This is a genomic window from Microbacterium sp. bgisy207 (genome assembly GCF_057706855.1).
Map to the genome: position 1 here is coordinate 137,895 of NZ_JBYIPB010000003.1, position 12,700 is coordinate 150,594.

The 12,700-nt window shown below is 68.0% G+C and carries 8 protein-coding genes; 2 read left to right on the plus strand and 6 right to left on the minus strand.

The window, feature by feature from the left end:
- Positions 1 to 72 precede the first annotated feature (72 nt).
- The 3 genes from AC3ENO_RS03785 to mobF all read right to left on the minus strand — a co-directional run bounded on the left by AC3ENO_RS03785 (position 73) and on the right by mobF (position 7,059).
- Complete coding sequence (locus AC3ENO_RS03785; RefSeq protein ID WP_488185759.1) at positions 73 to 2,793, minus strand: NACHT domain-containing protein; 2,721 nt, start codon at positions 2,791 to 2,793, stop codon at positions 73 to 75.
- 187 nt (positions 2,794 to 2,980) lie between these two features.
- On the minus strand, positions 2,981 to 3,364 hold the full coding sequence (locus AC3ENO_RS03790) for a sulfate permease (protein WP_434969278.1): 384 nt from the start codon (positions 3,362 to 3,364) through the stop codon (positions 2,981 to 2,983).
- Positions 3,365 to 3,513: 149 nt separating this feature from the next.
- Positions 3,514 to 7,059 (minus strand): MobF family relaxase, encoded by a 3,546-nt coding sequence (gene mobF, locus AC3ENO_RS03795; protein WP_434969279.1) that lies wholly within the window; start codon positions 7,057 to 7,059, stop codon positions 3,514 to 3,516.
- Positions 7,060 to 7,300: 241 nt separating this feature from the next.
- On the opposite strand from mobF, the gene AC3ENO_RS03800 reads away from it, so the two are divergent.
- Positions 7,301 to 7,825, plus strand: a complete 525-nt coding sequence (locus AC3ENO_RS03800; protein ID WP_434969280.1) for an MFS transporter — start codon at positions 7,301 to 7,303, stop codon at positions 7,823 to 7,825.
- Here AC3ENO_RS03800 and AC3ENO_RS03805 read toward each other — a convergent pair.
- Positions 7,744 to 8,067 carry an ArsR/SmtB family transcription factor gene (locus AC3ENO_RS03805; protein WP_434969281.1) on the minus strand — a complete coding sequence of 108 codons (324 nt, stop codon included), beginning with the start codon at positions 8,065 to 8,067 and terminating at the stop codon, positions 7,744 to 7,746. The two genes, AC3ENO_RS03800 and AC3ENO_RS03805, sit on opposite strands and share 82 nt — an antisense overlap.
- A gap of 77 nt (positions 8,068 to 8,144) precedes the next feature.
- On the opposite strand from AC3ENO_RS03805, the gene AC3ENO_RS03810 reads away from it, so the two are divergent.
- The gene (locus AC3ENO_RS03810) at positions 8,145 to 10,178 is read left to right on the plus strand and encodes a heavy metal translocating P-type ATPase (RefSeq protein WP_434969282.1); all 2,034 of its coding nucleotides are present in this window, start codon (positions 8,145 to 8,147) and stop codon (positions 10,176 to 10,178) included.
- A 70-nt stretch (positions 10,179 to 10,248) separates the two neighbouring features.
- Here the strand turns inward: AC3ENO_RS03810 and AC3ENO_RS03815 are convergent, their stop codons facing one another.
- A complete protein-coding gene (locus AC3ENO_RS03815; protein ID WP_434969283.1) occupies positions 10,249 to 10,644 on the minus strand; it encodes a DUF4307 domain-containing protein in 396 nt (131 codons plus the stop codon).
- A 34-nt stretch (positions 10,645 to 10,678) separates the two neighbouring features.
- Positions 10,679 to 12,667, minus strand: coding sequence for a bifunctional copper resistance protein CopD/cytochrome c oxidase assembly protein (locus tag AC3ENO_RS03820; RefSeq protein WP_434969412.1), 1,989 nt, complete (start codon positions 12,665 to 12,667; stop codon positions 10,679 to 10,681).
- Positions 12,668 to 12,700: the final 33 nt, after the last annotated feature.

The window sequence follows — 12,700 nt, forward strand, 5'->3', positions numbered from 1 at the left end:
GGACAGGTTTTCGGACAGCGTGTGTGCCCGCTTCTGCGCACCCGAACAGCGCGCTGACTCAACGGGTCGCTACTACAGCAGTCCACCGACAGGAGCCCGGGTGAGTTCAGACGCGACGGCATAGCTGACCGCTGGCGCCGCAGCCCATCGTTCCGGTGGCAACGCGCCGAACATCAGCTCCAGCGCGAGCCCGACTTCAGTATTGAGAAGCCCCTGCAAGGTGAGCGGCAACGAAATCGACGCGAGCGCGCTGCGCGATTGGAGGTTTCGCGCCGAGGCATCCGTCAGTGCGTTAGCGCGAAGCTCTTCAAGAATCCCGTCGAGCACACCCTGCACTTCAGCCGAGACGCCCAACTCTCCTGAGTGGGGCGCGATGAGGTCGGCGACGAGCAACGGCTCACCGGGAGCAACAGGCTGCTTTGCAGCATGGGTGTCGGGGATGGCTCCACCAAACGCCGCTTGCCGGATCAGGCTCTGCGCCACATGTCGTGCGGCGGGAGTTCCCGCAAGCGCGGTTTTCAGGGCGTTGCGGATGTACATGAGGTCGTTCTTGCTTGCTGATCCCGCCGCGGAGAGCCCAACTGCTAGCGCACGGTCATCGATTGGGACGGTCCCGGTAAGGCAGCGCAGCGCGACGTCGATGAGCCTGCGCTGCCACCGCGGGGTAGTGGCGGCGAGACCATCATCGAGCAGGAAAGCAGCGACTTCCGGGCCGACAGAACAGAGCCACCCCGGCCAGCCCTCTCGCTGGTCGACTCGCTCGACGACCTCGGCCACGAGATCACGGCGATGGTCTGGTCCCTCTGCGAACAATCGGCCGGCGATGAACACGAAAGTGTTCCGCCAATGCGGGCTCGATGCAATGGCCATCATGCGCACACGCACCTGCTCGTCGGTGCCGCTGCTCAACGCGCGTGCAGCCATGACTTCCTGGAGGCTACGGATCTCGAATGACACACCATCGTCCTCCGCAGGGACCAAGAGAACAAGGCGCTCTGTCGCGGCCTGCACGATCCGATCAGCGATGCGTTCGATCCCTTCGCCCGGCTGGTAGCCGACCTCGACGAGTCGCTGCATAGCGAGCCCGCGCAGCTCAGGCTTGCTCATGATGGCCCGCGAATCGGTCGCGGTTTCGGCGTGCACCTGGAGCGCAAGTCCGACAGTCTCGTGCAACTCGGTGATTGCTCGTCGCTGCTCTGCGAGCAGAGGGGCGAGTGTGGTTGTCTTTGCGGACTCGCGCTCGTAGATCGTCTCGAAGTAGCGCCAGAACAGTTGGTATCGGTCAGCGGGAAGTACGCCGAACCGCTCCAAGATGAGCGTCATGATGAGCACCTGGAGCGGCGTCTTCATCAATCGCAGCATCGTTGCGTCCGCGGCGTGGCGTTCAAATCGCGAGATGACTTGGTCTCGCCGATCCAGGTCATCCGCAAGTCGCCTCGTCGTGACATGACGGCCGTATGAGAGCGCGGTATCGGCATCGAGGTACCGCAAGCTCAACTGCCGGAACCTCTCAGGCATGATCTGCTCGTCATCGCTGGTGGGACGTGTCGTGATGATGACAAGGAGGTCCGCATCGCCTTGATCGGCGTCCTCCACGAAAGCTCGAATCTCATCGAGCACGCGAGGACGGACTTCAGGCGCTGTCACTTCATCCAGGCCATCCAAGATGACGAGACTCGGCCAGTTCACCATCCATCGCCGAAGCGTGTGCGGCTTGATCTCGATCTCAGCACGGGCAGCGACCCGCTCGCTGAGCCAACGCAACAGACTCTTGTCACCACTAGGCCCGATAGCGTCCGCATACTCGGCAAGGTTCACGCGAATAGGCCAACGATGGTTCCGAGGTGACTCGACCTGAACACGTCGGAGTGCGTCGGCAGTACCGTCACGCACGTCAGCCGCAGTCGGCGTCAGCAATTCGTCGGATAAGAATGCCACTCGATACATCTGGGTGAGGAACAGCGTGATGGTGCTCTTCCCGCTCCCTGGCTGACCCGTTATCACGAGGTGCCTGGCATCATGTGCGAATGACGGCTTGAGAACGGACTCAGCGTGCAGGATCACCTCCTTGAGCAGCGACGCGTCCGAGTCCTCTGTGCCTTCGGCTTTCAGATCGATGAAGACCTGCTCGACTGACTGCCGACTCGTCCCGCCCGCCTCTCTGAAGTTGACCCAACGTTCAGTACCGATCGTGTTCAGCGCATGAGCTTTGAGGACAGGCTCAAACTCGTCAGGCGTCAGCAGACCATTCAGCGAGTTGAGCCGGGCAAGAATATCGCCGACCGTCAGCAGTCCCTTGAAGGCGGTTCGAACTCCGTCGAATGCGGTGAGCAATCCATTGAGCTGGTCACGATGCCAGACCTTCCCGGCCCTCATCCCACGCGCGCGAAGTGAGTCGGGTTTGCCGTCGCTGCCGATCCTCGAGTCTGCGATACGTTGCGAGATGAACGAGTTGATCTGGTCGATGCCGCCGGTCCCGGAAACGCTACTTAGGCGGGCGTTCGTGACGAAGACGACATACTGCGGCAGCTGCCCCCGCCGGCTGTCGTCGCTCATCCATGCGTCGAACTCGTCCGAGATCTCCTTGCGCAACCACGCGGCATTCTGCGCAGGAGTCCCCAGCGTCTCCTTCTGTTTCGCCTGGATCACGACGTATCCGTCCCACGACTCGGCACCGAACCCGGCCGTCGCGGACCAGTTGACTTGGCCTCTGTAGGTCGCTTCTCGCCCTCCGTCGGGGCCTGAACCGAATGCCTCTACGCCGTTACCCAGCACCTTCAGCACGAGCGCCACGGTGAGTTGCTCGAAGGCACGGGGACTCAACTCCTCGAGCGGATAGTCCTGCGCCATAGGTGAGAGCCCCCTGCAAAGTTGCCGTCTTCCGATCTTCGCACCTTGCAAGGACAACGATCCTTGGCGCGCGGGCTTGTCGAACTCCCTGTCACCTCAGACGAGCAGAGGGCACCCTGTCGTGTGCTCGTCAGGCGCGCGACGAGGTGAGCAGCGGGGCGTCCTCGCTGATTGCGTACCCCGCCGACTCACGCTCGGCGAGTCGACGGTCACGCCGTTCGGCGACGCGCGCCCGGATCAGGACGACGAGCGTAATCGGCCCGTTGACGAGGAACTTCAGCGCGTTCCAGATGAAGAGCAGCACGAGCAGGTTCAGCCAGCCCGGCCCGCCGTCGGCGATCCAGACGGTCAGGAGCCACGCGCCGAGCAGGTACGGCGCGGCGATGAGCATGGCGGGCACGCCCCACTTCAGTCCGCGGCGCGTCCGCACCGCGTTGAGCAGGATGTTCGTCGGCATGTACGTCCGCAGGAACAGCCGAACCCGGATGCTGAGATTCCAGAGCAGTCGGAGCATGATGTCCGCCTCCTGAGAGGGTGCGTAGCTCCGCCGAGGAGGTAGATCATGTGGTGAGCGTCCCGAGGGGACCGTCGCAAGCGACCTAGAAATCGTGGCTACTACCTCGACACCCAGGGTACGCCCGACCTCGGACACACGGAAGGGCACTACAGGCGTGGCGCGGATACCCCGACTGCGCTGACCGTGGACTCCGGTTCTGCTGCGCGTGCCGCGAGCTGTTGTGCGCGCAGGATCGCGGCGCGTGCTCGCGCGGCGTCTGTGCGCTGCCGGGCGTCGTCGCCGATGAGTCCGAGCGCGCTGGTCTCGGTGATGCCGTAGGTGTCGCGGTAGGCCGCGACGGTGCGCCCCTCGCGTCGCCAAATCGCGGCAAGTTGCGGATCGGCGGGCTTTGGGCCGAGTTCCGCGGCCCATGCCTCGGATGCCCCAACCGCTTCGGCGACGAGTGCATCGGCGCGCTGCTCGATGAGTACGGCGCGTTCGCGGAGCGCGGCGCGCATGTCGTCGTCCATCGTGCCGAGAGCCGGGGTGATGAGTCCGGCGATAGGTAGGGCGGCCTGGCGCACGCGCCCGGCACCGTCCGCTCGGCCGAGGGCACGGATCACCCGTTCGTGGAGCACCGCGGCCACGTCGCCCGCGTCATCGAGCGGGCGCGAAGCGACGAGCGCGCGAAGCAGGCGCTCCGTGTCGTACCCGTCCGCCTCGGCGCGGCGCAGCTCGGCACCGAGCACACCGAACGCGGTCGATCCAATGGCGGCGTCGGCTTCGGCCGCGGTGAGTCGGGTGGCGCGCACGAGGGCTTCCCAACGTGGTTGCTGTGCGGCGGCGGCGATGGTCTCGTACTCGGCGGCGAGCTGGCCAACCGAGCACCAGGCGTCCTGCTCGGCGGCGATCATCTGACGGGCGGAGAGTTCCGCTCCAACGTGCTGGAGTACCCCGGCGAGCACCTTGCGGGCCGCGACTGCGGCGGTGTCCTGAGTGGGAGGGTGGATGTGGTCGTCGTCGGGACGGTTGATCGAGACGTAGGCGGTGTTCCCGACCCTTCCGCGGGTCATGGCGACGTAGAAGTTCTGGCGCGTCGCGCCGGGTTCGACGAGCGTGTGCCCGGTATCGACGGTAACCCCTTGCGCCCTATACGCGGTGACCGCGTAGCCGAGTTCGACGTGCTCAGCGACGTACTCAGCGGGGAGGCGCACGGTCGCGCCCCAGCGCCGTCCGGCGAGACGTACCCGTAGCGATCCGTCGGCGCCAATGGCGGTGATCGTCCATCGACTGCCGTTGCGCACCCAGCCGCGGCCGATGCGCAGCTCGCGGTCATTGCGGCGGGTGATGATCGCGTCCCCGACGGATGCCTCGGTATCGTCATGCAGCCGCACCTCGGCGCGCGCGTCGACCTGCCCGGCGAGGACGAGATCGGCGCGGGCGCGCTGGTTCAGGGTGGTGACCATCGCACTCGACTCGGCGATGAGGATGCTTGCCAGTCCAGCGGCGCGGTCGCGTTGCCACGCAGCGTAGGCGGCATCAGCCATGCGCTCGGCCTCCCCTGCGTGGATGCGCCCGTGGGCCTGGTAGGTGTCGATGGCTTCGATGCGCCCGTGGCGCAGTTCGAGGGTGGCTTCCTTTTCCCAGGCTGCGGCGATGCGGCGCACGTCCGTCAGCTCGGGCACATCGGCGCGGTCGGCGACGAGCATCCCGAACGCTCCCCCGGCGTCGACGGACTGGAGTTGCGCGGGGTCGCCTACGAGCAGCACCTTCGCTCCGGCGTCGGCCGCGATGCGCACGAGCCGGTCGAGCGCGAGCGTCCCGGCAAGGGATGCCTCGTCCACGATCAGGAGCTGCCCAGCGGTAAACCCGGTCCCGTGGTCGCGGTAGGTCTGCCACCACTTCGCGGTGTTCTCCGTCGGGATGCCGAGGTCACCGGCCAGCACTTCGGCCGCGACCGCGGACGGTGCCAGGCCGACGACTGAGCCGAGCCCGCGCTCGGCCTCCCACGCGCGCCGCAATGCGCGCAGCGCGGTGGTCTTGCCCGCCCCCGCGGGGCCGACGAGCAGGTCGAGCATCCGGCCAGACGACGCAATCGCTGCGAGTGCGGTGCGCTGGTCGTCCCCGAGCGCGCGCCCACCGTGAGGTTGCAGCGCGTGCGCGATGGTTGCGTCGGCCAGGCGCGGTGCAACCTGCTCGCGGGAACGTGCAAGCAGCCGATCCTCAGCAGCGAGCACCGCGGCACCGCTATAGCGGGCGGCGTTGCGAGGCCGGAACACGCTCGTCCCGTCCGCGCGCTGGAACGCGGCCGGACTGGAGGCAAGCTCGGGCGGGGTGAGCCGGATGGACGCCTGCTCTGCGGCATCGACGATCATGCCAGTGATCGCCTCGCGGTCCTCCGTGCCGGTGAAGCGCCAGCCCATCGTCTGCCGTGCTGCCTCGGCGTAGAGGTTCCAAAGATTCCACGTCGTGCGCTTCTCGGCAACCGCGGCGACCACCGACGCGCCGAGCCTTGCGATCCGCTCCAGCGGCACATCCTCCGCGCGCAGGAGCTTCGCGGGCTCGACCGCGACGGCTTCTCGCGTCCATTCGGTTGCGTCCCGGCCCAGCAGTCGGCTCGCGCGGGTGCGCCACTCCTGGGCGAGGTCGGCGAGCGGGTGGACTTCCTTGTCGGGCCGGGTTGCCAGCGTCGCCTGCTGTCGAAGCCGGATGATCGTCTCCCGCGACGGCGCGTGCCCGTGCGCCATCTCGTACTCGGCGATCAGTCGGTCCTTCTCGATGTCGATGTGCCGGGACCGGGACGAGAACTCCGCGACCAGTTCCTCCGGCACCGTGGCGACCGCCCACACCGGGTTGCGGTCGGCTCCCCGCTCCCGCTGCTCCCAGCCGACGCCGAGCGCGCGACTGAGGTGGTCGGCGAAGACCGCGTTGTGCAGCTCGCTCAGCGCCACGGTCGCCGCGTGCAGCGGCCGGCTGTCCAGCGACCGCCACTTGCCGTCGAACACGGTGCGCACCTTGTTGCTCATCACTACATGCGTGTGCAACTGCGGATCGCCCGCCCGCGAATCGAAATGATCGAACGCCGTGGCGATCAGCCCCGTCACTTCGACCTGCGCAACCGCGCCGTCGCGGGTGGTTGCGCCCGAGCGCGTCGCCGCAACCGCCCGCTCCATGAACGCAACGACCTCTGCAACGGCCGCATGGTGCGCCCCTGCGATCTGCGCCTGAGTCGCTGCGTCCGCAAGACCCCACACCACCGACGCGGACTTCGGCAGTGAGAACGTGAAGTCAAACCCCGCGACCGCCCGCCGCGACCTGCGCGCCGATTCCTCCGCCTCGATCACCGCGACTGCCTCGGCGCGCTCCGCCGCGCCCAGCGCCGGATCGAGCCAGGAGAGCCGCGTGGCGATCCGATCCTCAACGGCCGGGAACACCGGGTACGCCTTCCCCAGCGGATCGCCCGTCACCGGGTCAAGGCCCATGCCCAGCAGGAGCTGGAGCTGCGCCTCGGACACCTGCGCACCTTCGTGGATCTCGCCGTTCCCGAGCGCGGCAAGGCCGCCGCCCATCCAGCGGCCGGTTGGAGTGCCCGCCTCGGCGTAGTAGTGGGTCAGCGGTGTCGAGAGCGCCCGCTCGCCGTCGGCGGATGCCACGGTGCGCAGCAGGTACTTGTAGCCGTCCCCCGCACCCATGACCCGCATCGAAACCGACACCCGGCACCGCCTCTCTCGTCAAAGAGGTGAGCCACTGAGCCCGCCGTCAGGCGGGGTCAGCCTCGATGTGCCAGACGTGTACTGGTCTCTGGAGAGCGCCCGAGGTCGTGGTCGCGGCCGGCACGGCCATCGTGCTGGTCAACTCGGTGGTGCACGCCCGCAGTATTTTCGAGCTCGGCGACACGGCGCTCGCGCTGGCGTCGCCTGCTACGGCGTCGGATCGCTGCTCGTGGCGCTCACCATGCCAAGCATCGTCGAGCGGATTGGCGTGATCCGCACGATGATCGCCGGCGTCGTCGTCATCGCCGTCAGCCTGGCAGGCGCCCTCGTCGTGACTGTCGTCCCGGTGACGACGGGAGCCGGGTGGATCGCGCTGCTGATTCTCTGGGCAGTGCACGGAGCAGCGACGTCGCTCGTGAACACCCCGTCGTCGCGACTGCTCGCTGACGCGTCCACGCCGCAAAACCGCAACCTCGCTTACACCGCGCAGTTCGCACTCTCGCACGCCTTGTTCCTCATTACTTACCCGATCGCGGGTTGGGCGGGGGCGATCAGCCTCACCTTTGCTGCGGCCACTCCTGCTGGTGTGGGAGTGACTGGCGCTGTTGCCGCAGTCGCCCTGGCCATGATCTCAGGGCTGCACGCCGCAGCGATCACGTCGCCTCTGGCTAGACGCCCAGATCGTCACGTTCCGCGTGGCAGGTGCTCGAGGTGTCCGATGGCTTCGTCGAGGAGTTCGGTCACGTGGTCATCGAAAAGCGTGTAGTGGATGTGGCGGCCGTCGCGGTCGCCGGTGACCAGGTCGAGGTGCCGCAGCAGCCGTAGGTGGTTCGACACAGTTGTCTGGCCGACGGCGAGTCGCACGCTGAGTTCGGTGACGGTGCTCGGCCGCTCTCGGAGCACACTCAGGATGCGCAGGCGCACCGGCGACGCCAGTCCCTGCATGATCTCCGCCAACTGCTCCGCATCCGCAACCGACAGCGGCTCCGATTCCTGCTTCTGGCTCACGGTCATCATTGTGCCCCGATCGCGATAATCATTCACAACTACAACATATCACAATGTTGTGATGTATTGTCGTTGACATGAACGCTTCTCCGACCACCGCCCCTTCCACCGCGGATACGCAGGAGCACGCGCACGGCTCCGCACGGTGGGAGCTGTGGTTCGCAATCGCGTCCGGCGTCACCTACGGGGCCGGGATGATCGCGGAGTTCGCGCTGGGGCTGCCGATGCTCGGCTGGCCGCTGGCGTTCTTCCTCGCCACGTACTTCTTCGGCGGCTTCTTCACCGTGCGCGCCGCGATCGCTTCCACGTTGCGCGGACGGTTCGAGGTCGACTTCCTCATGCTGGTCGCAGCCGTTGGTGCCGCCCTGATCGGACGCTGGGCCGAGGGCGCGGTGCTGCTGTTTCTGTTCAGCCTCGGGCACGCGCTCGAGGAGTACGCGCTCAGCCGGGCCAGCAAGTCCATCGAGGCCCTCGCTGAGCTCGCGCCCCGCACCGCGTTGGTGCGACGCGGTGACGGCGAGCCGGTCGAGGTGCCGGTGGAGCAGATCGCGGTGGGCGACATCGTGGTGATCCGTCCGAACTCGCGTATCCCCTCGGACGGGTTTGTGATCTCCGGGGTATCTGCCGTGGACCAGTCCGCGGTGACCGGCGAGTCGATCCCGGTCGAGAAGGAGGCCGTCTCCGACCCGGAGCGGGCGATGCGCACCGTCGACACGCTCCCTGCGGCGAACCGGGTGTTCGCTGGCACGGTGAACGGGTCCGGGGTGCTGGAGGTCGAAGTGACCGCCACCGCCGCGGACTCGACGCTGAGCAAGGTCGTCGAGCTGGTCCGCACCGCCGACCAGGCGGCCTCCCCCACTCAGCAGTTCATCGACCGGTTCCAGCGCTGGTACGTGCCCGCCGTGATCCTCGGCGTCGCCGCCACGCTGCTGGTGTCGATGTTCGCGTTCGGTCAGGCGTTCCCGGATACGTTCTACCTCGCCATGACGGTGCTGGTCGCCGCCTCCCCCTGCGCCCTTGCGATCGCAACCCCCGCCGCGGTCCTCGCCGGGGTCGCCCGCGCGGCCCGTGCCGGTGTGCTGGTCAAGGGCGGTGCCCCGTTGGAGACGCTCGGCAGGGTGAAAGCGATGGCGTTCGACAAGACCGGCACCCTCACCTGGGGTCTGCCCCGCGTCACCTCGGCCACTCCTGCCGCCGGCGAGGCCGGCGCGGCACTGGTCCCCACCCTGGTGGCCGTGGAGTCGCTCAGCGATCACCCGCTCGCGTCCGCGATCGTCCGCGACCTCGGGGACCAGGTGCCCGACAGCGCGAGGCTGGAGGCGACCGATCTGAACGCGGTCGTCGGCCGAGGCGTGCGCGCCACGATCGGCGGGGAGCCGGTCGAGGTCGGCAACCTGCGGATGTTCACCGACCAGCAGCTGACCCTGCCGGTCGAGCTCGAGGACGCCTACGAGCGAGCGAGGGACTCGGGGCAGACGCTGATGATCGTCCGCCGCGCGGGTCGGTTCCTCGGCCTCGTCGGGGTGATGGACGCCTCCCGTGCGGAGTCCGCCCAGGTGCTGCAGGCTCTGCGCGGCGCGAACGTGGGGCAGCTGGTGATGATCTCCGGGGACAACCAGCGTGTCGCCGATGCGGTCGGTCGCGAGGTCGGCGTCGACACTGCGGTCGGAGAGCTGCTGCCCGAGGACAAGGTCGCTCAAATCACTCGGCTCGCCGGAACGCACCGGCCGATCGCGATGGTCGGCGACGGTGTCAACGACGCTCCTGCGATGGCGCGTGCCGACATCGGCATCGCGATGGGCGCCGCCGGCTCCACCGTCGCCCTGGAGACCTGTGACATCGCGCTGATGAGCGACGACCTGGGCCGTGTTCCGTTCGCGGTCAGGCTCAGCCGCGCCACCAGCCGCATCATCCGGCAGAACCTCATCGCCAGCCTCGCCATCGTCGCGCTCCTCGTCATCGCGACCTTCATCGGGCTCAACATCGGCGCCGTCGTCCTCATCCACGAAGGTTCCACCCTCATCGTCGTCGCCAACGCTCTCCGCCTGCTGAACTTCGAGCGCGGCAAGGAGCACCACGGCATCGACCACGAAGACAAGCCCACAGCCTGAGCGACGGAGCAGCTCCTGCGCCAGTCTTAGGACGCGAAGGGCATCGGTGAGCGACTCGCCGGTGCCCTGGCTACATCGCCCAGCAGGAGTGCACGGTGCCGGTCGTGGCCTGCGCGACGGTGGGGATGGTCTCGACGAACGTGCGCGTGATCGTCTCGGCGGCCGCGTATTCGATGACTCGCCACCCCACGACGCCGAAGTCCTCGTCGAGCGCTTGCAGCGCGCACGCGAAACCGGAGCCGGAGGGTGGGGTGGCTTGGAAGGACACCGTCACGCTGCGTTCGTCGACGAGCTCGAAGCCGGTCTCGTCGTATCCGACGTCGTCGAGCGAGTTGGAAACGGTCAACCACGACAGCGCCACGACGGACGCCACGGCCAAGACAACGACGCTGACCCAGAACGCGCGACCCCGCAGGGGTCGCGCGCCGCGGCCGTAGCGTTCTGCGAGCTCCTGCTCCGTCGTCATCTGGGTCTCTTCTCCCGCGAGTTCACGGCCGGGGTCAGCCGCGGTGGCGGGCGTCGCGCTCGGCGAGCTCGAGCAGGCGCGCGTTGTACTCCTGCAGCTCTGCCTCGGCGGTGCGGTCGGCGTGCCGGTCGCGGCGCCTGGTCTCGCGGTCATCGCTGCGGCTCCACTGGATGGCGACCGTGATCGCGAGGATCAGCGTGGGGATCTCGCCGATCGACCACGCGATTCCGCCGCCGGTGTACTGGTCCTCCAGCGGTGTCGCACCCCAGGTGCGACCCATCGAGCCGAACCACTCGGCGACCAAGAGCCCCGACTGCATCATGATGGCGATCCCGAAGAAGGCGTGCATCGCCATGATGCCGATCAGCAGCAGCAGCCGGCCCGCGTAGGGCAGCCGGTACGGCACCGGGTCGACGCCGATCAGGGAGAGCACGAACAGGTAGCCGGTGATGAGAAAATGCGCCACCATCCACTGGTGTCCGAGGTGGTCGTACAGCGACCAGCGGAACAAGTCGGTGTAGCAGAAGATCCACAGCGACCCGATGAACAGCCCGGCGGCGACGAACGGGTTGGTGAGGATACGGGCAACCGGGGAGTGCACGGCCCACAGGATCCACTCGCGGCCGCCGCGGGTGCCGTCCTCACGCTTGCGGATCGTCCTCGCGGCGAGCGTGACTGGAGCGCCGGCGACCAGCAGGACGGGGATCGCCATCGTGAGCAGCATGTGCCCGACCATGTGCATGCTGAACAGGTAGTCCTGATAGACGTTGACGACGCCGCCGGTGACCCACACCAGCAGGACCATCCCGACGACCCACATGATCGTCCGGTGCACCGGCCACGCATCGCCGCGACGTTGCAGACGCCACACCCCGGCGAGGTAGAAGAACACCGCGAACCCGGCCACGACCGCCCAGAGCAGGTCGATGTTCCAGGCGGTGAGCCACCGGTCGATGGTGAGCTCCGCCGGCAGCGGCGCCCCGGTGAGCCGTTCCGCCGGCGACGGGGTCACCGGAAGCGGGGTCGGGTTCGGCGGAGGCGTGCGGGCCAGCGCGGCGGCGGCGCCGCTGGCCAGACCTATGACCGCCAACTCAAACACGACGAGGGTCCAGAAGGACCGGCCGACACGGTCGGAAGTGCGCATCGTGCCGATCAGGCGGGCGCGATACCAGACGCCGAAGAAGCCGAGCGCGACCAGCGCGACCACCTTCACGGCGAGGATCATCCCGTACGGGGAAAGCAACGCGGTCCAGTCCTGCAGCCCGATCGCGGCGCGCACCGTGCCCGACACCGCTACGAGCACGAACGTGGCCAGCGCGATGCTCGAGTAGCGGGCGACGACGTCGGCGAGGCGGCCCCGCGAAAGCAGCGGGCGGACCACGACGAGCAGCAGGAGCCCGCCGACCCAGACCGCGGCGCCGATGATGTGCAGGATGAGCGCCATCATCGCCTCGTGGTGGAACGCGTCGTCGCCGGAGTGCCCCTGAGTGCCCATCGGCACCAGGGCAGCGACCGCGAGGGCCGTCACCACGAGTGTGGCCGGCCAGGACCGCACCGCGAAGGTGAGGACAGTGAGCGCCGCGCCCGCGACCGTCGTGATCAGCCAGGTGCGGCCCACCTCGGTCTCCACGAGGAACCGGCCGATCTGCGCGCCGAACACCGGCCCTGCGTCCAGCGTGGGGTTGAACACGTTGACGAAGGTGAGAAACCCCGTGACGCCGGCGGCCACGGTGAACACGGCGGCGGCGATCGAGGCGGTGTCCAGGACGACGTCGAACTCCCGCTCACCCGCCCGCAGGGTGAACAGGGCCGTCACGAGCACGCCCACCATGCCTGCGGCGGAAAGGTTCACGATCAGCTTCGCGATCGGGAGACCCCACCGCACGAAGGGGCCGGCATCTCCAAGCTGCAGCCCGGCTGCTCCCCCGCCGAACGCCAGCCCTGCGAGCAGCGCGACGAGCGCGGTCCCGACAAGGATCGCGGGGCCTGCAGCGCGGAGGGCGCGCGGAGTGAGCCGCAGCACGGTTGCACCCTGCGCGGAGGGGTGGCGGGTGGT

Coding starts and splice junctions, on each gene's coding strand:
- AC3ENO_RS03790 (WP_434969278.1), bottom strand. CDS start 3,364: ATGCTCCGACTGCTCTGGAATCTCAGCATCCGGGTTCGGCTGTTCCTG.
- AC3ENO_RS03800 (WP_434969280.1), top strand. CDS start 7,301: ATGCCAAGCATCGTCGAGCGGATTGGCGTGATCCGCACGATGATCGCC.
- AC3ENO_RS03810 (WP_434969282.1), top strand. CDS start 8,145: ATGAACGCTTCTCCGACCACCGCCCCTTCCACCGCGGATACGCAGGAG.
- AC3ENO_RS03815 (WP_434969283.1), bottom strand. CDS start 10,644: ATGACGACGGAGCAGGAGCTCGCAGAACGCTACGGCCGCGGCGCGCGA.